Raw genomic sequence first — 20,692 nt, forward strand, 5'->3', positions numbered from 1 at the left:
CGCCCGGTGGGGCGATGACCCCGCTGACCCCGCTGACCCCGGTCGGCGGGTTCGGCTCGACGGAGATCATCACCGGCGCGGCGGTGTCGGGGAAAGCACGGTGTCCCCGGGAGCGGTGTCGATGTCGATGCCGCGCCGCAGGAGCTTGAGGGTGTAGATCGTCTGATGTGACACGAGGTTGCTCAGGCCGGTCGCGAGCACGACGGCGATCATCAGGGGCAGGATCACGTCGTAGTCGCCGGTCAGCTCGAAGACGATCAGTACGGCCGTGATGGGCGCATGCGCGGCGCCGGCGAACACCGCGGCCATCCCCACGAGACCGAACGCCCCTGGGGCGAGATGCAGGCCCGGGAAGAGCGAGGCGGCGAGGGCGCCGAAGGCGGTGCCGGCCATCCCGCCGACGAACAGCGACGGGGCGAACACCCCGCCGGAGCCGCCGATGCCGATGGTCAGGCTCGTCGCGAGCATCTTGCCGACGACCAGGAGCAGCAGGAAGCCCACCGCGTACTGCCCGGCCAGCCCCTCCTCGAGCACCGGATAGCCGACCCCGTAGAGCTGCGGCAGCGCCAGGAGCACCCCTCCCAGCACGATGCCCCCGACGGCCGGGCGGAGCCACTCGGGCCCGCGCCAGATCGCGTCGCAGGCGTCCTCGACCGCGTAGAGGACGCGGGCGAAGCCCCAGCCGAGCAGCCCGGCGAGCAGTCCGAGCGCGGCGTAGAGGAGCAGCTCGGCGCTGGACCCCAGGGTGTAGTGGGGGAGGTGCAGGATCGTGTCGTCGCCGACGAGCAGCCGGGCGACGACGTTGGCGGTGACCGAGGAGATCACGAGGACGCCGAAGCTCTGGGCGGCGAAGGCGCGCAGGATGATCTCGAGGCCAAAGACGACGCCCGCCATCGGGGCGTTGAAGGTCGCCGAGATACCACCGGCGGCACCGCAGGCGACCATGAGCGTGAGCCGGCCGGCGGGGACGCGCAGCGCCTGGCCGATCGATGAGCCCAGCGCCGAGCCGATCTGGACGATCGGTCCTTCGCGCCCGACCGACCCGCCGGTGCCGATGCACAGTGCCGAGGCGAGCGCCTTGACCCCGGCCACCCGGGCCGGGATGCGGCCGCCGTGGCGGGCGACCGCGACCATGACCTCGGGGACGCCGTGTCCGCGGGCTTCGGGGGCGAAGCGGTGGACCAGCGGCCCGTAGACCAGGCCGCCGACGACGGGGGCGAGCAGGAGGAACCAGGGGCCGAGTGCGCTGAGGTGGGTGCTGGCCACGCGGCCGGCGTCGGAGAAGTCCTCGCGGCCGGTGACGAGCCAGGTGATGCCGATGATCAGGTATCGGAACACCACCGCGCCGACTCCCGCGCCGCCGCCGATGATCAGCGCCAGCCCGACGAGACCGGGCCGTGTGGCCGTCAGCCACCCGTGCAGCAGCCGCGCCCACCGCTTCGCCCGCTCTGCCCAGCGGGAGGCGCTGGACTCTTCGACCGTCTTGGTCACAGCGCCACCGTGTGCCTGGCCCAGTCGGGCTCGGGCACCTCGCCCGCCGCGTCGGCGAGGGAACGCAGCCCGTCGATGACCGCCGTGCGCCGCGCGGTGGGCACGCCCGCCAGCAACGTGCGCAGCTCGGCGCGGCGGCGCTTGCTGACCTCGTCGACCAGGTCGCGGCCGGTGGGCGAGAGCGAGACGTCCACGGCGCGCCGGTCGTCGGCCGGGCGCTCGCGGACGACCAGGCCCTTGGCGTCGAGCCGCCCGCACATCCGCGTGCACGTCGGCGGGGTGACCGCCAGGGCGGCGGCGAGCTCGGCCGGCCGCATCCGCCCCCGCTGGCCCAGCACGACGAGCGCCCTGTACTGCGGCAGCGTGACGTCCTCGTCGACGGCCGCGAGCGATCGCACCACGACGGCCAGCAGCGCCCGGCTGGCGGTCATCACCGCGTCGACGAGCTCCTCGGCGGGGGGCTCCTCGGAATGTTGCACAGGCTCATCGTTGCTGTGGGCAATTCTCGCCGCAACCGGGCGGGCTGTCGCGTGTCTGCCGGCGAGATCTCGGGAGGCGGGCACCCCTGCCCGTCGTCGGGCAGGTCGCCCAAGAGATCGCGCAGGTTGCCGAGCAAGCTCATCGAGCCCTCCGTCGTCGTCGTATGCGTCCTCCACGGGAGCACTGGTCGTGTGAAGTCGGCCGAGGCCGTGCCTTGCGGCGGCCTGACATCGAGTCCGCGCCGATCACTCGGAGCGGTCGGCGCCCTCCTCGCCGACACGGAGGATGCGCCCGGTCGACGGGACGCCGCGGTCGTCGACGAGGAAGAGCATGTAGAAGCCGGTGGGCACCGTCCGGATCGCGGCGGGGACGTCGAGGTCCACCGCCCGGTCGTCGCGTCGTAGGTCGAGGGCGATCGAGCGCTGGTCGACGCTCGTGACGTGGGTGGAGCTCGCGAGCCGCACCAGCCGGGCGCGGTCGATGCGGGACGGGTCCGGGGTGGCGACGGTGAGCGTCTCGCCGCGCTCCGCGGTGTCCGGGGATTCGGTGATCTCCGGGCGTGGCCCGCGGAAGAGGTAGGGCGGCGAGTAGATCTCCACGCGCTGCTCGAAGGTGCCCGGCACGGTGTTGTTCTCGTCGTCGAACAGCGGGTCGGAGCCCGCCGTGAGGACCCGGCCGTCGGGGAGCAGGAGGCCTTCGGTGTGGTAGTTGCGCCCGACCACCGGGTCCGCGGCGGCGGAGAGCGTGCCGCCCTCGGGTCCCGGGTGGTAGAGCCGGGCCAGCAGGTGGTCCGAGGCGCCCTTGCCGCGGTAGTCCCGTGACCCGTTGCTGATCAGCATCGAGTCGTCCGGCAGCGTGACGAGGTTCGGGTAGCGGGTCGGCTCGGCGAGGGCGGGTCCGGACGTGAAGCGCGGAGCCGGCTCGTCGAGGTCGACGACGTCGATGCGGGCGGTGGAGCGCGGGCTCTCGCCGACCCCGCCTCCGCCCACGACGGCCATCCGCTGGTCCTGCACCGGCCCGACCCATGCGGCGCCGGAGGTCTCGAGCAGGTCGGGGTCGCGCAGGCCGGGGACCGGGGCGAAGGAGTTGTCGTCGAGGTCCCAGAGCCCGGGGACCCGACCCTGGTCGGCGGGCCCGTAGCCCGCCGTGGTGCCCGCGTAGAACATCTCGTCCTCGCGGGCGGTCGTGAACACGCCCGGGTACGTGGGGAAGTAGTGGGTGAGGTCCTTGCGCTCGGTCCAGGTGTTCGTCGCCGGGTCGAAGACCTCGGTCTGGCCGTTGAGGACCTCACCGACGCCGTCGAGCCCGGACGTCGCGAGGACGCGCCCGTCGACCATCGGCGTCAGCGTGGGGTACCAGCGGGCGAAGGCCATGTCCCCGACCGGCGACCAGGTCTCGGTGACCGGGTCGAAGGTGAAGGCCTTGTCGGTGCCCTGGTAGTCCTGCTTGTCCAGCGTCATCGGTGCGCCGAGCCCGTAGAGGTTCCGCGCCTGCTCGGGTGGTAGCCCCGCGATCGCGTACTGCGCGCGGTCGGGGTTCACCGCCGCGAGGCCGGGCGTGACGGACTCGACGAACGTCGTGACCTCGCTGGCGGTCACCGTCGCGCCGGAGCTCGTCGTGGTCTTGGCAGCCGGCGGGACGACCGCGTCGCGCACGCTGCGGTAGCGCCGGCCGTCAGGGGCGACGAACTCGCTGCCCGCGGGGACGGTGCGGGCGATGTCGGGGTTCTCGTTCTTCACCCGCATCGCGCCCGCGGCGTGGGTGACGGCGCCGGCAAGCTTCTCGTAGCGGGCCGTGCCGCCGGCGACGAGCAGCCGACCGTCGGGGAGCAGCGTCTGGCCCCCGCAGAACATGTCGTCGGGTACCGGGATCATCCGCGTCGACCCGTCCCGCGGGTCGTAGAGCAGGCTCTTGAGCGCCTTCGTCGCGAACAGGTCCTCCTTGTTGCCCGAGCCCGCGATGAGCAGGACCTTGCCGCTGGGCAGCAGCGCGGCGTGGATGGCGTTGACCCGGTCCCGGGGCGGGATCTCGACGACGTCCCAGCGTCCGTGCTCCTGCAGGTAGGGCAGGCTGTTGATCAGCCGCTGGTGGCGCCAGGACTGCACGTAGGCGAGCGCGGGGGGCAGGTTCACCGCGAGCAGCACGGCGGCGGCGAGCACGCCCAGGAGGATCGAGGGGCCCTTGCGGCGGGCGAGAGCCGGCACGTCTACGACACCCCCGTGACCTCGCGGGGGCGGTCGGGCTCGCTGTCGTCCATCCTCGATCTCCCTCTCGACGTGCGGCGCTGCGAGGGGCGATGCGCGGCCGCCCCCTCGACGACCGCGCACCGCCCTCAGGGATGAACGACGCCGGCTGGCCGCGTGTGAGCCGGTGACGCCTTGCGATCAGCTGACGTCCCGTGCGGGGCGTTCACCCACCGCCCGCTCTCGTGGTGGTGTCGGGGACGGTTCGTTACCGGGCAGAGAGGATCGCCGATGAATGCACGCCACGACCCCGACGGCCCAGCCGGCGCCGCTCCCGAGCCCGCCGTTCCCTTCGGCGAGGCCCAGGACGTCCCGCCGGGCTATCGCCCGGGCTCGGTGGCGTTCGCGACGCGACGCCGGCTCCCGTGGCCGTTCCGGGCTCGCCGGAGCCAGTCCGCCGCCTCGGGGCGCTGATCGCGCCGCGACCCCAGGAGGTCGCACCGCTGGTGGTGCAGCACACGAGCTCCGCGGGATCAGCCCTCGTCATCGCGGTCGGCGCCGCTGCGGTGCAGCGGGCCCATGAGGTCGAACCAGGTGTCGGCTGGTACGGAGCCCCCGGTCAGGTCGCCCTCGGAACAGGTGCTGACCGGGCTGGTGCACACCGGTTCCGCTCCGTCGGTGGAGAACGTCATCACCGCACCGGCGTAGCGGTCTGTCGCGCCGAGGAACGCGGCCGACGCCGAGCGCTGGGTGGTGCCGGTCTTGGCGATCATCGTGCGGTCCCACCCCGCGTCGTCGGCGGCGCGGGACGCGGTGCCATCCTCCACGTCCTCCGACAGCGCGGTCCGCAGCTCCCGGGCGACGGCGGGGTCGACCGCCTGCTCGCAGGGAGCGATCGCCGGTGTCACCTCCCGAGCATCGCGATCGGTGACCGCCTCGACGAGCGTCGGCGGGCACCACCTGCCGCCGGACGAGATCGTCGCGGCGACGTTGGCCAGGTCGAGCGGGCTGGTGGGGTCCGGACCGAGCGTGAACGACGCCTGCTCCGCCCCGACCCGCTCGGCGAGCGGCCGCCCGTCCGGGCCGGGGGCGGCGAGGGTGGTGCGCAGGCCCAGCCGCCGGGCGACGTCGACGATCGGGGGGACCGACCCGATGCGGTCCACGAGCGCGACGAAGGTCGTGTTCGGTGAGGTGGCGAGCGCCTGCCGCAGGGTCAGCTCGTCGGGGTAGGAGCCGAGGTTCTCCACCGTGTAGCCCTCGGCGAGCTCGGAGCGGTACTCCTCCGGGACGTCGAGCGTCGTCCCGGGGGACACCAGCCCCCTCTCGAGGGCGGCGGCCGCCGTGAAGATCTTGTAGATCGAGCCGGCGCCGCGCAGGGGTGCGGTGGTCAGCGGCAGCACGGTCTGTCCGGCGTCCGCGTCCGGGCCGTAGGTCCGGTTGGCGGCGAGCGCGAGCACCGGGCGGCGGCCGGGCCGGGGGGCCACCACGGCGGTCACGTCCGCCACGTCGGCCTCGGGGTCGACGGCGGCGCGCGTCGCGTCGCGGGCGGCGGCGGTCGCCCCCGGGTCCAGGGTCGTGCGGACCGTGTAGCCACCGGTGGCGAGGTCGAGGCCGGCGGCGGTGAGGCGCTCGACGACCTCGCGACAGAAGAAGCCGGTGCCCGGACGGGCCCCGGCACAGCCGTTCGGCGTCGGGATCGGCTCGGACACCACACCGAGCGGTGCGGCGCGGGCCGCCGCGGCCTGCGTGCGGGTCAGCGAGCCGACCTCGGTCATCGCGTCGAGCACCTGGTCCCGGCGTGCTCGGGCCGCCGCCGGGTGGTCGAGCGGGTCGTAGGCCGACGGGGCGCGCACGAGGCCCGCGAGCAGGGCAGCCTGCGGGACCGTGAGGGCGTCGGCGCCGGTGCGGAACCACGTGCGCGCCGCGGCCTCGACGCCGTAGGCGCCCCGGCCGAAATAGACGAGGTCGAGGTACCGCGCCAGGATCTCGTCCTTGCCCAGCTGGTCCTCGACGCGACGGGCGAGCCGCACCTCCGTGAACTTGCGGGCCACGGTGTCGGCGGTCGCCGTCCGGCGTTCCTCGTCGGTGTCGGCCAGCGTGTAGAGCCGCTGGTTCTTGACGAACTGCATGGTGATCGTCGACCCGCCCTGGCCCTCGAACGGGGTCCCGGTCACCGCGTTGGTGGCGGCGGCACGGGTCAGGCCCTGCGCGTCGATCCCGTCGTGGTCGTAGAACCGGCGGTCCTCGATCGCGACGATCGCCGCCTTCATGGTGTCGGCGACGCCCGTGGGCCCCACGGGGAGCCGGTAGCGGTCGTACACGGTCGCCATCGGCGCGCCGAAGACGTCGGTGATCACCGAGGCCGCGTCGGGCTCGCGGTCCAGCAGGCCGGCGGTGGTCGAGGAGACGTTGGCTGAGGCACGGGCCAGCAGGGTTCCCGCGCCCACAGCGGCGGGCGCGAGCAACCCGGCGAGGAGCAGGCCCGCGGCGGCGAAGGCCGTCGCCGCGCGCAGCGCCACCAGGGGGCGGTCGCGGCTGTCGTCGTCCTCGTCCCGGTGGGCGCCCCTCATGGCCCCAGCCGATCACGATCCGCTGGTCGGGAGCGGCGCTCGGCGCTGTCGATCTCCTGACGATGGCCTGCCGACGAGTCCTGTGACCCCCGGCGCCTTGCGATCCGCTGACGACGCCCGGCGGAGCTGGCGCAGACGGGGTCCCCGGCGGTGGACTCGGCCCCGACACCAGGGAGGAGGCGCGGATGCGGACCGCGGAACCGGCACGTCGGGCGTTCTCGCGTGCCCTCGTGCGGGCGCCCGTGCTCGTCTACCGGTGCGGCTTCGGGTGGGTCTTCGGACGACGCCTGGTACTGCTGACCCACATCGGTCGCAGAAGCGGGCGGCCGCGCCACGTGGTGCTCGAGGTCGTGGGCCGCGGCGAGGCACGCGATTCCTACGTCGTGGCCTCCGGCTACGGGGCTCGGGCCCAGTGGTTCCGCAACGTGCTCGCCCATCCCGAGGTCAGCTACCAGGTCGGGCGACGCCGTCGCGACGGCTGGGCCTACGCGCTCCCGTCCGCCGAGTCGGGCCGCTGCCTCGCCGAGTACGCCACGCGCCACCCCCGGGCCGCCGCCGCGCTCATGCGCATGCTCGACCACGACGTCGACGGCTCGCCCGGCGCCTACGAGCGCCTGGGGGCCGACGCCGAGCACGGCGTGCCCCTCGTCCTGCTCAGCCCGACCCCGGTCCCGGGGCGGGCGCACGCTCCACCCCGGCCGCCCCAGGAGGAACCTCTCCCGTGATCCGCTCCCTCCGCGAGCACACCAGCCCGCCGGTCTTCGTCTCCTCGGCGGTCCTCGCGATCGCCCTCGTGCTGTGGGGCGTGCTCGCGCCGTCCTCGCTGTCGTCGGCGGCGAGCGCGGTGAACTCGTTCATCGTCACGAACTTCGGCTGGCTCTACATCTTCAGCGCCAGCGGTTTCCTGATCTTCGTCATCGTGCTCATGGCGTCGCGATACGGCCGCATCCGTCTCGGCCCGGCAGATTCGCGGCCCGAGTACGGGACCATGTCGTGGTTCGCGATGCTGTTCACGGCGGGCATGGGCATCGGGCTCGTGTACTACGCGGTCAGCGAGCCCGTCAGCTACCTCCAGGAGCCGCCGGTCGGCGCCGCGGGCACGCCCGAGGCGGCTCAGCAGGCCATGTTCCTGACGTTCTTCCACTGGGGCCTGCACCCGTGGGCGATCTACATCGTGCTCGGCCTCGCGCTCGGCTACTTCGCGTTCCGCAAGGGCCTGCCGCTGCGCCCGGCCTCGGCGCTCTACCCGCTGCTCGGTGAGCGCATCAACCAGTGGCCCGGATTCGTCGTCGACGTGCTGGCGGTGTTCGGGACGCTGTTCGGCCTGGCGACCTCGCTGGGCCTCGGCGCCCAGCAGGTCGGCGCCGGCCTGGAGACGCTGTTCGGCATCACCAACACCACGCCGCTGCAGGTCGTCCTGATCCTCGGCATCACCGCGATCGCCGTGGTCTCGGTGATGCTCGGGATCGACAAGGGCATCCGGAACCTGTCGCTGATCAACCTGTGGCTGGCGTTCGCGCTGATGGTGTTCGTGTTCGCCTTCGGTCCGACGCGGGACCTGCTCAACACCACGGTCACCAACATCGGCTACTACCTGCAGAACCTGCCCGCGCAGAGCTTCCAGACCTACCCCGGCAACCCGGCGGCACAAGAGTGGCAGGCCAGCTGGACGCTCTTCTACTGGGGCTGGTGGATCTCCTGGTCCCCGTTCGTCGGCATGTTCCTCGCCCGCATCTCCTACGGGCGCACGATCCGCTCCTTCGTCGCCGGAGCCCTCTTCGCGCCGGTGGGTGCGTCGATGGTGTGGCTGACCGTCTTCGGCGACAGCGCGCTGGCCGCGCTGCTGTCCAACCCCACCAACCCGCTGGCCGAGGCCACCACCGAGACCGGGATGTTCGTGCTGCTCCAGCAGCTGCCGGTCGCCGGGATCGTGTCCCTGCTCGCCTCTGCCGTCGCGATCATCGTCGTGGTGCTGTTCTTCGCGACCTCGTCGGACTCCGGGTCCCTCGTCGTCGACATCCTCACCAACGGCGGTGACCCGAACCCGCGCTGGCAGCAGCGCCTGTTCTGGGCGGTGATGGAGGGCGTCATCGCGGCGGTCCTCCTCGCGGCCGGTGCCGCCAGCGGGGCGGATGCCCTGAGCGCGTTGCAGACCGCGTCGATCCTCGCCGGCCTGCCGTTCTGCCTCGTGCTGATCGCCATGGCCGTGGGCCTGGTGAAGGGGATGTCGACCGAGCGGTTCGTGGTGCGGATGCCGTCGGAGGCCTCGCCGATGCCCGGGCTCCGGGCCGCGGCGCGCCCGGCGGGCGCCGTGACCACCACCACCGGCAACGGCCGGCACAGCGACCAGGACGACGGGTCCGAGCACGGGGAGCCGGCCGACGGCTCGGGCCTCGACGGGGACGACCACCTCGACCCGACGCTGGGGGAGACCACCGTCGCCGAGCTCTCCCACGTCGCGCCCTCCTCACCGGAGCGGCAGAACTGACCACGGCGACAGCGCTCGAGGAGGAGCGATGGCACAGGAGAACCGGCGCGCCGCGCAGCGCGCCCACGACAACGTCGGGCTGCCCGACGAGTACTACGACGACGAGGGCCGCCCGGCGGCCGCCCGAGCCCGCGACGCCGACCCCCCGGCTGCGCAGGAGCGCCGCTCCCGTCCCGACGACGAGGAGGCGGCGGACGGCTGAGAGCGCCGGCTGCGCCGGCGAGGTCGTCAGCCGACCGCACGGCCGGGAACCCGCCACCGGGGCCGTGCCGGTCGAGAAGGTCCGGTGACGAACAGGCCGCCGGCCCGGCGTACGAACCCCGCGGTTCCGGGACCGGCTCCGACCGTCGAGCTCCCGCTCGGCGGCGGGACCGACGGGTCAGCGGGTGGCCGGCGGGACGGGGCGCCGCCGGAACGCGCACGGGCCGGCGGCGTCCCCCCGGTGCCCCGGGACATCCCGCTCCTGTCGGCGCCCACGACCCCGCCGCACCGACGACCCGCGGATGCCCCGGGTGGAGCGCTCCGCTTCGCCTCGATGGCCGCGCTCGCCCTCGCGGTCGGGTTCGTGCTCGGCGTGCTCGTCGCCTGGCTGACGGGTAGCGGTCCGGCCGACCCCGCCGACGGGACGGCTGGTCCGGCGCCGGTCGGGATCGTCCGGAGCTGACAGGTGACGGCCGTCGTGCCTCCCGTCGGCTCCTCGATCCCGCTGCAGCGGCCCTCGGATCAGGCGGGGGAGCGCGGCGGCGCGTCATCGCCGGTGCCGTGGCCGCGCAGCTCGCGCAGCGTCTCCGCAGCGAGATAGAGCGACAGCGTGAGCAGGTAGAGCCAGACGAGCAGGATCAGCCCGCCCCCGAGGGCGCCGAGGCCGCTCCCGACGCGCGCGACGACCGACACGTAGAGCGGGAACACCGCGCTCGCGGCCACCCAGGCCCCCACGGCACCCGACGCGGCGACGAGGGTGACCCGCCACGTTCCCCGGCCCGTGCGCATCCCGACCCGCAGCACCAGCACCGCCCACCCGACGAGGGCGAGGACGACGACCGGCCACCGCAGGAGACGCCACACGAGGTCGCCGGCCGGGACGTCGAGCACCAGCAACGGGTCCTGCACCGCCGCGGCGGTGACGGTGGCGCCGCCGACGAGCAGCATGACCCCGAGGGCGGTGGCCGCGCGCCAGGTCCGGGGCGGGCGTCCGGCGATCGTGGCCAGAGCGTGCAGCACCGAGCGCAGGGCCCGGACCAGCAGCACCAGCGCGGCCACGGTGCCGACGGTCAGCAGACCGGTGGTGCTGGTGGTCAGCAGGGTCGAAGCGGCGTCCGCGGCGGCGCTACCCCGTGTCGTGAGCACCACGCGCAGCAGCCGGGTCATGCCGCCGACGGCGGCCACGTCGGCGTCGGCGCCCAGCGCGGGGCCGGCCGTGCGCAGGATCGCGACGACGGTGAGCAGGGCGGGGAAGACGGCCAGCGCCGCGAAGAAGGCCGACTCCGCCGCCATCGCCGGGACCTGGTGCCGCGAGGCCGCGGCCACGACCCGGCCGACGCGCGTCCGTGCCGGTCGGCGGCGGAGCAGGCTCACGGTCGGTGTGGCGGGGGAGGGGTCGTCGGGTTCGACGGTGTCGGGGCGGGCTCCTGGGTCACCGAGGGCGGCATCACGACCGGGGCGGTCGGGGGCAGCGGCTCGGGTTCGCTCTCGGGCCGCACCCCGCATCCGGCCAGCACCGCCGCGAGGCCCAGGACGACGAGCACCCGTCCGGTCACGAGGCCACCTCCGGCAGCGTGACGAGGAACCGGGCGCCGCCGCCCGGTCGGTCCTCCACCCACACCCGCCCGCCGAGGCCGTGGACGTGCTGGGCGACGAGAGCGAGCCCGAGTCCGGTGCCCCCGCTGTAGGCGCCGTTGCGCCCGGACCGTCCGCCGCGCGTGAAGCGTTCGAAGACGCGCTCGCGCAATTCCGCCGGCACCCCCGGGCCGGCGTCGTCGACCTCGATGGCCGCCTCCCCGTCACGGCGGACGACACCCAGACGCACCACGCCGCCCCCGTGGTGCCGGGCGTTGTCGCAGAGGTTCGCCACGACCTGGTCGAGGCGGCGACGATCGGCCGTGACCAGCGGCGCCGGCTCCGGGACATCGATGACCGCGCCGGGGACCAGCGACGCGGGCACGTTCCGCACGACGACGCCGAGGTCCACCGGGGCGAGGTCGTGCCGGTCCGGAACCTGGATGCCGCGCGAGATCTCCAGGAGATCCTCCACCATCCGATGGAACCGCTCCACGTCGGCGCCGAGCAGGTCCACGGCGCGCCCGGCGGTCTCGGGGAGGTCCCCGCGTCGCCGGCGGAGCACCTCGACCGCGTTGATCATGGTGGTCAGCGGTGTCCTCAGCTCGTGGCTGACGTCGCCGGCGAACCGCGCGTCGCGCTGCACCCGCTCCTCCAGGGCGTCGGCGGTGTCGTTGAACCGCGTGGCCAGCGGCGCGAGGTCGGCCTCCCGGCGCACCGGCAGGCGCGCGCCGAGGTCGCCCTCGGCCATACGCCCGGCGGCGTCGGTGAGCTCGGTCAGGGGTGCGAGGGCCCGCCGGGCGGTCCACCAGCCCAGCAGGACCCCGAGCAGGCCGGCCAGGACCGTGCCGGCGACGAGGACGATCGACACGAAGCGCAGCGTCCGGTCGAGCTCGGTGAGGGGCACGAGCCGGACGAACAGGTCGCCGTCGGGGGTCACCGGCAGCGCGACCGCGAGGACCGGCGCTCGGTCGAGCTCCAGCCGCTGGCGAGCCGGTGTCCCCGAGGTCGCGAGGGCGAGCAGGAGGGTGGGGACGCTGTCCACGTCGACCTGACGTCCGGCGGTGGTCCAGCGCCCGTCGGACCGCAACAGCACGGCGGTCTCGGGCTCGCCGGTCAGCCCGACGAGCAGTGTCGGCAGATCGTCCGATCCCCGCCGGAGGCTGTCGGCGACGAGGCGCGCGTCGACCACGGCCTGGTTGGTCGCTCCCCGTTCCCGCTGCTCGAGCATGTAGCTCGACGCCAGCTGCCAGGTGGTCACCGACAGCAGCCCCGCCACCGCGGTGGTGACCAGGCCGAAGGCGAGGGCCACCCGCCAGCGCAGCGACACCGACGCGAAGCGTCGGCGCAGGCCGTTCACGGTCCGACGCGGTACCCCGAGCCGCGCACGGTCAGCACCAGCGTCGGGTCGTCGGGGTCGGGCTCGATCTTGCGGCGCAGCCGGCGGATGTGGACGTCGAGCAGGCGGGTGTCGCCGAAGTAGTCGTAGCCCCAGACCCGCTGGAGCAGCTGCTCGCGGGTGACGACGTCGCCCCGCGCGGACACGAGCTCGATCAGCAGGCGGAACTCGGTGTGGGTCAGGTGCAGCCGGTGCCCGTCGCGCTCGACCTCCTCGCGACCGGTGCTGATGACCAGGTCGCCCACGCGCAGCTCCGACGAGCCCGGCGCGTCCTCCGATCCCGGAGGGCGGCGGCGCCGCAGGAGCGCCTTGATCCGGGCCGCCAGCTCCCCGGCGATCAGCGGCTTGGTGACGTAGTCGTCGGCGCCGGCCTCGAGCCCCGCGATGACGTCGGCGGTGTCCGAACGCGCGGTGGCGATGATGATCGGCAGGTCGCCGCGGGAGCGCAGCGTGGAGCACACCTCGATGCCGTCGATGCCGGGCAGCATCAGGTCGAGCAGCACCACGTCCAGGTCGGGGTCGACCAGGTCGAGCGCCTCCTCCCCGGTGGCGGTCTCGACGACGTCGTACCCCTCGTCGGCCAGGGCGAGCCCGAGGGCCTGGCGGATGCGCTCGTCGTCCTCGACGAGCAGGACGCGCGTCCCCATCTGGCGGCCCTCCCGCGGTGTCGGTGGGGCGACGCTACCCGCCCTCGACCGGTGGGACGGTCTCGCGGAGCTGCACCGACCCCGTCGTCAGGTGATCGTCAGGTGCGCGTGGTCGCGCGGCGCTCGGCGGGATCCATCTCGACCACCTCGCCCGACCGTCGTGCCGCCCGGAAGGCCGCGACCTCCTCCTTGACCACCGGGGCGAGCAGGTAGAGCCCGATGATGTTGAACAGGGCGAGCAGGAACAGCACGGCGTCGGCGAAGTCCAGGACAGCGCCGAGCGTGAGCACGGAGCCGATGACCACGAACAGGCAGAACACGACCTGGTAGATGCGCTCGGAGACGGCGCTGCGGCCGAAGAGGTAGGTCCACGCCTTCTGCCCGTAGTAGCCCCACGTGATCATCGTCGAGATGGCGAACAGGGCCACCGCCAGCGTCAGGACGTAGGGGAACCAGGGCAGCACCGTCTCGAACGCCGACGAGGTCACCGTGACACCGGACGGGTCCTCCCCGGCGGCGGCTGCTGCTTGTGCGTCGCGCCAGAAGGGAGTGTCGGCGACGACGATGGTCAGGGCGGTCATCGTGCAGATCACGACCGTGTCCACGAACGGCTCGAGCAGCGCGACGTACCCCTCGGTGGCCGGGTGCCGTGTCTTGACCGCGGAGTGCGCGATCGGCGCCGAGCCGAGCCCGGCCTCGTTGGAGAACGCGGCGCGCTGGAAGCCGACGATCAGTGCGCCGATGACGCCGCCCGCGACTCCCGCGCCGGTGAACGCGCCGCTGATGATCGCACCGACGGCGGCGGGGACCAGCGGCAGGTTGACCAGCAGCACGGTCAGGCAGGCGGCGACGTAGACCAGGGCCATCGCGGGCACCAGCCGGCTCGTGACCCGCCCGACCGAGCGGATGCCGCCGAAGATCACGACGCCGACCACGAGGGCGAGGACGACGCCGAACACCAGGGCGGCGCCGTCGCTGCCGAGGACTCCGGTCTCGCCGCCGGTGACCTCGGTGAGCTGCGCGAAGGTCTGGTTGGCCTGGAACATGTTCCCGCCGGCGACCCCGAAGAACAGGATGAAGACCGCCGCGAGACCCGCGAGGACCTTGCCGAGGTTGCGGCCGAACGCCGACGGGTAACGTTCGGCGATCCCGCGACGCAGGTAGTGCATCGGCCCGCCCGACACCGTCCCGTCCGGGTGGTGCTCCCGGTAGCGCACGCCGAGGGTGCACTCGACGAACTTGGTGCACATCCCCAGCAGTCCCGCCACGATCATCCAGAATGTGGCACCGGCCCCGCCGATGGTGACCGCGACGCCGACGCCGGCGATGTTCCCGAGGCCGACGGTGCCCGAGACCGCGGAGGTCAACGCCTGGAAGTGCGGGATCTCGCCGGGCTCGTCGTCGCCGGTGTAGCGGCCGCGAGCGATGCGCACAGCGAGCCCGAAGTTGCGGAACTGCGGCGCCCGGAAGTACACGGTGAAGATCAGGGCCGCGAGGATCAGCCAGCCGACGATCCACGGGAGCGAGACGCCGAACAGCGGGATCTCGGCGAACACCACCGCCGACAGGCCCTCGGCGACGGGAGTGAACACCGTGTCGATCGCGTCCTCGATGCCGGCGAGCATCCCGCCGGTCGCTCCGGCCGAGGCGAGTGGTGTGGCGGTCATCGGCCCAGCCCAGGGCACCGGCCCCTCGCGGCCAAGGCCTGCGCCGGCTTCGTCAGGGAATCGACAGACCCGGGCCGGGTGGCATCACTCGGACTGCTCCGTGCGGTCGAGTCCCCGCATGGCCGCGCGTCGCTCCCGCAGCCCGAGCGCGGCGAGGGTCCTGACCTCGCCGCCGAGGTGGTCGCGGGCGACGAGAGCCCGTACCGCCGCCTCGCGCGCGGTCACCCCGGTCTCCGGGCAGACGATGGCCGAGAAGTCCATCCGTGCCCCCGCCCGATCCGTGCGCGTCGTCCTGCCGCCTCGACGGTAGGTGCGGGTCGCGGGTGCGGACGGGCCGCCGGTCGGTTCGTCAGACGTTCGTCAGGTAGTCGCCCGCGGCGGGGCAGTCACAGCATCCCTCGCCGCATCGCCCAGATCGCGACGCACGTCGGGCCGAGCATGACGATGGCGACGACGAGCCCAGCCAGCCAGGCGCTCGGCATCAGGGCCACGGCCAGCACGGCGACCACGACGACCTGGATCACGAGGTCCCGGGGGCGGGGGCCGGTCCGACGCCGCGCGGGCTCCGTCCCCTCGGGACCACGGTCCGGTGCATCGTCGTCACGCAGGGACGCCTCGAGCCGGGCGAACGCGTCCTTCTCCTGCTCGCTCAAGGGCCGAGCCGGTTCGGGCGGTGTCGGTCGGTCGGGATCGCTCGCCATCGTCGCCGTCCTCGGGTCGCACGCCACTGCACCGCCGACCAGACTTCCCGGCACACCGATGTCCACTCTGCCCGATTTCCTGCACCGAGGCCACGGGTCGGCGTGCCGCCGAGGCGATGGGCTCAGCGGGCTGCTCTCCGTGTGCATCGCACTCACCAATTGGGTGATCAGAGTGCTGCGCAGTCGTCTCCCGACATGAGAAGCTTGTCTGGTTCCTCACGCAGTGTCATGACGCCGCGACGACCGGAGGCGCAGATGACCGATGTACAGCCGCAGGCGGCGCCGACCGAACCCGCACCCGTGTCCGGTGCGCGGATCAAGCCCGCCGTGTTCTACGGGTCCGCCGCGGTCACCCTGGCCATCGCGCTCTGGGCGATCATCGCGCCGACATCGGCCTCGGACACCATCGGGGCGGTCGTCGGCTGGACCTCGGAATGGTTCGGCTGGTTCTACATCCTGCTGACCACGCTGGTCCTGGTGTTCGTCATCGTCGTGGGCGCGTCCCGTCTCGGGCGGGTGCGGCTCGGCCCGGAGCACTCACGACCGGAGTTCAGCACGTTCGCCTGGGCGTCGATGCTCTTCGCCGCGGGCATCGGCACCGACCTCATGTTCTTCGCGGTCGTCGAGCCGGTGACCCAGTACCTCACCCCGCCGCGCGGTGAGGGCGGCACCCTGCTGGCCGCCGAGGACGCCACGGTGTGGACGCTGTTCCACTACGGCATCAGCGGGTGGGGTCTCTACGCGCTGATGGGCATGGCGCTGGCCTACTTCGCCTACCGGCGCAACCTCCCGCTCGCCATCCGGTCCGCCCTCTACCCGATCTTCGGCAAGCGGATCCACGGCGGTCTGGGGACGGCTGTCGACCTCGCCGCCGTGCTCGGCACCATCTTCGGCGTCGCCGCTTCCCTGGGCATCGGCGTCGTGCTGCTGAACTACGGGCTGTTCTTCCTCTTCGGGATCCCGGAGGGGACGGCCGCCCAGGTCGGGCTGGTGGTCGTGGCGGTCGGCATGGCGACGGTCTCGGCCGTGACCGGCGTCGACCGCGGGATCAAGCTGCTCAGCCAGCTCAACGTCCTGCTCGCGATCGGGCTCGCGCTGTTCCTGCTGGTCGCCGGCGACACCGTCTTCCTGCTCAACGGCCTGGTCCAGAACGTCGGCGACTTCGTCAGCACCTTCCCGAGCCTGACCCTGGAGACGTTCGCCTTCGACCGGCCCGTCGACTGGCTCAACGCCTGGACGCTGTTCTTCTGGGCCTGGTGGATCGCCTGGGCCTCGTTCGTCGGGCTGTTCCTCGCTCGCATCTCCCGGGGCCGCACCATCCGGCAGTTCGTCGCCGGCACGCTGATCATCCCGTTCACCTACATCGTCATGTGGATCTCGATCTTCGGGAACAGCGCGATCGACGTGATCCGTGACGGGAACGTCGCCTTCGGCGCGAACACGATGGAGAACAACGCCCAGGGCTTCTACGAGCTGCTCGCGCAGTACCCGGCCGTCCCGTTCATCGCCGGGCTCGCCACGTTCGTGGGGCTGCTGTTCTACGTGACCTCGGCCGACTCGGCCGCGCTGGTCATGGCGAACCTGACCTCGCACCTGGCGACACCGCAGTCCGACGGGCGGCCGGCGGTGCGCATCTTCTGGGCGGTCGCGACGGGCCTGCTCACCATCGGGATGCTGCTGGTCGGTGGGGTCACCGCGCTGCAGAACGCCACGATCATCATGGGGCTGCCGTTCGCGTTCGTGCTGGCGCTCGTCGCCTACGGGCTGTGGAAGGCGTTGCGGGTCGAGGCCCTGCAGGCCGAGAGCCAGCGCATGGCGCTGCGCTCGTCGATCTCGGGCCGCAGTCCCGGCGACGGGCACCGGCCCGGTGTCCCCGGGTGGCGGCAGCGGCTCGACCGGGCGTTGTCCTTCCCCGACTCCGCGCGGGCGCAGGAGTTCCTCGACGAGGTGGCTCACCCCGCGGTCGAGGAGGTGGCGTCGCACCTGCGCGAGCGGGGCGTGTCGGCGGAGGCGCGGGAGCACGGCGAGGGCAGCGCGAGGGCCGTCGAGCTCGTCGCCGACCTGGGGGAGGAGCGGCAGTTCCTCTACCGCATCGAGCCGCGCGAGGTCCCGATCCCCGTCTACGGCCACGCCGTACCGAAGGGCACCGACACCTACTGCCGCCTCGAGGTGCACCTGCGTGAGGGCGGGCAGGGTTACGACGTCATGGGCTACACCTACGGGCAGCTCACCGACGACATCCTCGACCAGTACGAGCGGGACCTCGAGTTCGTGCGCATCCAGGAGGTCCGGGGCTGACCGCCCCTACCGGTCGAGACGCAGACGGTCCCACGCCAGGGCGGTGAGGGCGCCGAAGGCGAGGGGGACCAGCGCGACCAGGGCGAGCTGGTGCGGTGCGACCTCGCCGAGGCGCAGCGCCCACAGCGCGGGCGCGGCGAGCGGGAACCAGCCCGCCCGGTCCGGGGCGGCGACCACGGCGACCTGGGCGGCGACGATCAGCCCGATCGTGGCGGCGACGCCGGGCAGCAGGCCACGCCCGAGCGTCGCCGCCCAGGCGGCCGGGACCGCGAGGACGCCGGTGAGCAGGCCGAGGGCGAGCAGTCGACCGAGCTGACCGAGCACCGGGCCGTCGAGCGGCCCCAGGTCGAGGGCGAGGCCGAGTGCCGCGAGCGTGGCGGTGAGCGCGGCGGCCACGGCGACGGTCCACAGGACGTGGACGACGAGCTTGGCCACGGCGATGTGGGAGCGGGGCACGGGCAGGGCGAACAGCCCGACGACGGTGCCGTCGGCGAACTCCCGGCCGACGTTCCAGCTCAGGGCGACGCCGAACGCGAGCAGTCCGCCCGCGGCGGTGATCTGGGCGGCCACCCCGGTCAGCAGCGCCCAGCCGTCCCGCGCCCCGAGCGGCCCGAGCTGGGCGAGGACCTGCGCGTTGCCGGCGGTCGCCGCGCCGACGAGGGCGCTGCTGAGGATCGCGACCCCGGCGACCAGCAGCACCGTGGTCGTGCGCAGCACGCGCGAGGCGAGGGCCTTGGACAGCTCGACGGCGACGGCGGTGGTCAACGGGCGCACGGCGCGCGGCTCTCGTCATCGGCGTGCACGACCCGGAAGAAGGTCCGCTCGAGGTCGGCGCCCCCGGGGTCGAGGGTGCCGATCACCCGGCCGTGGTTGAGCACGGAGATGCGGTGCGCGACGCGGGCGACCTCGTCGAGGTGGTGGCTCGAGACCAGCACACCGGCACCGGCCGCGGCGCGCGCGACCAGCAGCTCGCGCACCAGCACCACGCCCCGGGGATCGAGGGCGTTGGTCGGTTCGTCGAGCACCACGAGGCGCGGCGCGTGCACCAGCGCGGCCGCCAGCCCGACGCGTTGCCGGTTGCCCTGCGACAGCAGCCGGGCGCGGACCCGCGCGTAGCGCTCCAGGTCGAGGGCGGCGAGGACGTGGTCGACGGCCCGCCGCGCCTGCGGATCGGGCAGGCCGTGCAGCCGGGCGGCGAGCCGGATGTTCCGCCGCACTGTGAGGTCGGGGTAGGCGAACGCGTGCTCCACCATGTGCCCGACCCGCGACCACGCTCCTCTCGGGAGCCCGGCGACGGGTACGCCGTCGATCCGGGCGCCGCCGGCGTGGAGGTCGACCATGCCGAGGGCGGCGCGCATGAGCGTGGTCTTGCCCGAACCGTTGAGGCCCACCAGCGCGTGCACCTCGCCGGGTGCGACGGTCAGGGTCGCCCCGAACAGGCCGGCGTCGGGACCGAACACCCGCTCGGCGTCGCGGATCTCGAGCCGGTGTGAACTCCTCGGCATACGCGTCTCCGCACGCCGACCAGGCTTCCCGGCACCCCGTCGCCCGAGCCTCGGGCGTGCAGCGGACGCTACTCCGCCGGTCGCGCGCGGAGTAGCGTCCGCCGTGGCGTGCCGGGAAGTCTGGTCGGCGAGGTCGGTGTCCGCGTTCCCGGATCGATCGGCGGCTCCCGTGCGCGTCCTCGTCACCAGCTTCGGCACCCGCGGCGACATCCAGCCCTACCTCGCCCTGGGCGGCGCGCTGCGAGCGCGTGGCCACGACGTGGTGCTCGCCGTCCCGGAGACCTTCCGGGACGAGGCCGACCGCGTCGGCGTCAGGCTCGAGCCCGCGGGCTCGCGGATGCTCACCCTGCTGCGGGAGGTCATGCCGCAGCTCCGTGGCGCCCGGGACGCGCTGCGGACCCTCGGGGTGATGCGCGAGGCGATGCGCGAGCACCTCGACGAGCAGTGGGCGGCGGCGCGGGCGGGCGACCCGGAGGTGATCGTTCACCACCCCAAGTGCCTGGCGGGGCCGCACGTGGCCGAGGCGCTCGGGGTCCCCGGGGTGCTGTCGATCCCGCTGCCCTTCTACACCCCGACACGGGCGTTCCCGATCCCGTTCCTGGGCGGCATGTCGCTGCCCGGCCCGGCGAACCGCGCCACGTACGCGTTCACGCGGATGGCCACGGTCCTCTACGGCGGGATGATCAGCGACTACCGTCGCCGGCTCGGCCTGGGACGCATCGGCCGGTTCGCGGACCCGCTGCGCAACCCGGACCGCTCGCCCGTGGACGTGCTGTACCCCTTCAGCCGCCACGTCGTCCCGGTCCCGGCCGACTACCCGCCGTCGGCGCACGTCACCGGGTACTGGTTCCTGCCGCCCGATCCCGCGTGGCGCCCGGACGCCCGGCTCGTCGACTTCCTCGCGGCGGGGCCGACGCCGGTCTACGTCGGGTTCGGGTCGATGGGGTTCGGCCGGGGCGCCGACGAGCGGCGCGACGCGGTGCTCGGAGCGCTCGCCGCAAACCGGCTCCGCGGGATCGTCGCCACGGGATGGGGCGGGCTGACCGCCGGGGACGCGCCGTCCGGCGACGTGCTCGTGGTCGACGCGGTACCCCACGACTGGCTCTTCGACCGTGTCGCCGCCGTCGTCCACCACGGCGGTGCCGGCTCGACCGCCGCCGGGCTGCGGGCCGGGAAGCCGACGCTGGTCTGCCCGTTCCTCGGGGACCAGCCCTTCTGGGGCGCGCGCGTCCGCGCCCTCGGCGCGGGGCCGCCACCCCTGCCCGCCGGCGAGCTCGGCGCCGGGCTCACGGCACGCCTCGGCGACCTCGTCGGCCGTGACGACTATTGGGTGACGGCCGCCGCGATCGGGCAGCAGGTCCGCGCCGAGGACGGGCTCGACCACGGCGTCAGGGTTCTCGAGGGCCTTGCTCGCGGACGACGTCGCTGAGCCGCTCCCGGCGCTGCGCGGCAGCGTCGGGCGAGCACGAGGAGCCGCGGATCGGGGG

General features: G+C 73.7%; 20 protein-coding genes. 7 read left to right on the top strand and 13 right to left on the bottom strand.

Annotated features, from left to right (window positions below; genetic code table 11):
• Nucleotides 1–69 precede the first annotated feature (69 nt).
• From ACFPK1_RS12590 to glxA, 3 genes are all read right to left on the bottom strand, one after another.
• Nucleotides 70–1,491, bottom strand: a complete 1,422-nt coding sequence (locus ACFPK1_RS12590) for a chloride channel protein (RefSeq protein WP_378021261.1) — start codon at nt 1,489–1,491, stop codon at nt 70–72.
• A complete protein-coding gene (locus ACFPK1_RS12595) occupies nt 1,488–1,970 on the bottom strand; it encodes a MarR family winged helix-turn-helix transcriptional regulator (protein ID WP_378021262.1) in 483 nt (160 codons plus the stop codon). The genes ACFPK1_RS12590 and ACFPK1_RS12595 overlap by 4 nt, the downstream gene beginning before the upstream one ends.
• A gap of 246 nt (nt 1,971–2,216) precedes the next feature.
• Nucleotides 2,217–4,175, bottom strand: coding sequence for a radical copper oxidase GlxA (glxA, locus tag ACFPK1_RS12600; RefSeq protein ID WP_378021263.1), 1,959 nt, complete (start codon nt 4,173–4,175; stop codon nt 2,217–2,219).
• A gap of 270 nt (nt 4,176–4,445) precedes the next feature.
• Here glxA and ACFPK1_RS12605 point away from each other — a divergent pair, with 270 nt between their 5' ends.
• Nucleotides 4,446–4,628, top strand: a complete 183-nt coding sequence (locus ACFPK1_RS12605; RefSeq protein WP_378021264.1) for a hypothetical protein — start codon at nt 4,446–4,448, stop codon at nt 4,626–4,628.
• A 59-nt stretch (nt 4,629–4,687) separates the two neighbouring features.
• On the opposite strand, the gene ACFPK1_RS12610 is transcribed toward ACFPK1_RS12605, so the two are convergent.
• The gene (locus tag ACFPK1_RS12610) at nt 4,688–6,724 is read right to left on the bottom strand and encodes a transglycosylase domain-containing protein (protein WP_378021265.1); all 2,037 of its coding nucleotides are present in this window, start codon (nt 6,722–6,724) and stop codon (nt 4,688–4,690) included.
• A 185-nt stretch (nt 6,725–6,909) separates the two neighbouring features.
• On the opposite strand from ACFPK1_RS12610, the gene ACFPK1_RS12615 reads away from it, so the two are divergent.
• The 4 genes from ACFPK1_RS12615 (at nt 6,910) to ACFPK1_RS12630 (ending at nt 9,876) form a co-directional block, all read left to right on the top strand.
• Nucleotides 6,910–7,449, top strand: coding sequence for a nitroreductase family deazaflavin-dependent oxidoreductase (locus tag ACFPK1_RS12615; protein WP_378021266.1), 540 nt, complete (start codon nt 6,910–6,912; stop codon nt 7,447–7,449).
• Nucleotides 7,446–9,212 carry a BCCT family transporter gene (locus ACFPK1_RS12620; protein ID WP_378021267.1) on the top strand — a complete coding sequence of 589 codons (1,767 nt, stop codon included), beginning with the start codon at nt 7,446–7,448 and terminating at the stop codon, nt 9,210–9,212. Before ACFPK1_RS12615 ends, ACFPK1_RS12620 begins: the two co-directional genes overlap by 4 nt.
• Before the next feature lie 28 nt (nt 9,213–9,240).
• Nucleotides 9,241–9,414, top strand: a complete 174-nt coding sequence (locus tag ACFPK1_RS12625) for a hypothetical protein (RefSeq protein ID WP_378021268.1) — start codon at nt 9,241–9,243, stop codon at nt 9,412–9,414.
• 333 nt (nt 9,415–9,747) lie between these two features.
• The gene (locus ACFPK1_RS12630; protein ID WP_378021269.1) at nt 9,748–9,876 is read left to right on the top strand and encodes a hypothetical protein; all 129 of its coding nucleotides are present in this window, start codon (nt 9,748–9,750) and stop codon (nt 9,874–9,876) included.
• 59 nt (nt 9,877–9,935) lie between these two features.
• Here the strand turns inward: ACFPK1_RS12630 and ACFPK1_RS12635 are convergent, their stop codons facing one another.
• The 7 genes from ACFPK1_RS12635 to ACFPK1_RS12665 form a co-directional block, all read right to left on the bottom strand.
• Nucleotides 9,936–10,787 carry a YhjD/YihY/BrkB family envelope integrity protein gene (locus ACFPK1_RS12635; RefSeq protein ID WP_378021270.1) on the bottom strand — a complete coding sequence of 284 codons (852 nt, stop codon included), beginning with the start codon at nt 10,785–10,787 and terminating at the stop codon, nt 9,936–9,938.
• On the bottom strand, nt 10,784–10,969 hold the full coding sequence (locus tag ACFPK1_RS12640; protein WP_378021271.1) for a hypothetical protein: 186 nt from the start codon (nt 10,967–10,969) through the stop codon (nt 10,784–10,786). The genes ACFPK1_RS12635 and ACFPK1_RS12640 overlap by 4 nt, the downstream gene beginning before the upstream one ends.
• Nucleotides 10,966–12,348, bottom strand: coding sequence for a sensor histidine kinase (locus ACFPK1_RS12645; RefSeq protein ID WP_378021272.1), 1,383 nt, complete (start codon nt 12,346–12,348; stop codon nt 10,966–10,968). Before ACFPK1_RS12645 ends, ACFPK1_RS12640 begins: the two co-directional genes overlap by 4 nt.
• The gene (locus ACFPK1_RS12650) at nt 12,345–13,034 is read right to left on the bottom strand and encodes a winged helix-turn-helix domain-containing protein (RefSeq protein WP_378021273.1); all 690 of its coding nucleotides are present in this window, start codon (nt 13,032–13,034) and stop codon (nt 12,345–12,347) included. The genes ACFPK1_RS12645 and ACFPK1_RS12650 overlap by 4 nt, the downstream gene beginning before the upstream one ends.
• Before the next feature lie 98 nt (nt 13,035–13,132).
• Nucleotides 13,133–14,701, bottom strand: a complete 1,569-nt coding sequence (locus tag ACFPK1_RS12655; protein ID WP_378021274.1) for an alanine/glycine:cation symporter family protein — start codon at nt 14,699–14,701, stop codon at nt 13,133–13,135.
• 84 nt (nt 14,702–14,785) lie between these two features.
• On the bottom strand, nt 14,786–14,962 hold the full coding sequence (locus ACFPK1_RS12660; RefSeq protein WP_378021275.1) for a hypothetical protein: 177 nt from the start codon (nt 14,960–14,962) through the stop codon (nt 14,786–14,788).
• A 125-nt stretch (nt 14,963–15,087) separates the two neighbouring features.
• On the bottom strand, nt 15,088–15,354 hold the full coding sequence (locus ACFPK1_RS12665; RefSeq protein ID WP_378021276.1) for a hypothetical protein: 267 nt from the start codon (nt 15,352–15,354) through the stop codon (nt 15,088–15,090).
• 303 nt (nt 15,355–15,657) lie between these two features.
• On the opposite strand from ACFPK1_RS12665, the gene betT reads away from it, so the two are divergent.
• Entirely contained in the window at nt 15,658–17,700 is a 2,043-nt protein-coding gene (gene betT / locus ACFPK1_RS12670; protein WP_378021277.1) for a choline BCCT transporter BetT, read from the top strand.
• Nucleotides 17,701–17,706: 6 nt separating this feature from the next.
• On the opposite strand, the gene ACFPK1_RS12675 is transcribed toward betT, so the two are convergent.
• Complete coding sequence (locus ACFPK1_RS12675; RefSeq protein WP_378021278.1) at nt 17,707–18,474, bottom strand: ABC transporter permease; 768 nt, start codon at nt 18,472–18,474, stop codon at nt 17,707–17,709.
• Nucleotides 18,462–19,205: an ABC transporter ATP-binding protein gene (locus ACFPK1_RS12680; RefSeq protein WP_378021279.1), complete on the bottom strand. Its 744-nt coding sequence runs from the start codon at nt 19,203–19,205 to the stop codon at nt 18,462–18,464. Before ACFPK1_RS12680 ends, ACFPK1_RS12675 begins: the two co-directional genes overlap by 13 nt.
• A gap of 169 nt (nt 19,206–19,374) precedes the next feature.
• Here ACFPK1_RS12680 and ACFPK1_RS12685 point away from each other — a divergent pair, with 169 nt between their 5' ends.
• Complete coding sequence (locus ACFPK1_RS12685; RefSeq protein WP_378021280.1) at nt 19,375–20,634, top strand: glycosyltransferase; 1,260 nt, start codon at nt 19,375–19,377, stop codon at nt 20,632–20,634.
• Nucleotides 20,635–20,692 lie beyond the last annotated feature (58 nt).

This window comes from Actinomycetospora rhizophila, from assembly GCF_042657905.1.
Lineage (GTDB): Bacteria > Actinomycetota > Actinomycetes > Mycobacteriales > Pseudonocardiaceae > Actinomycetospora > Actinomycetospora rhizophila.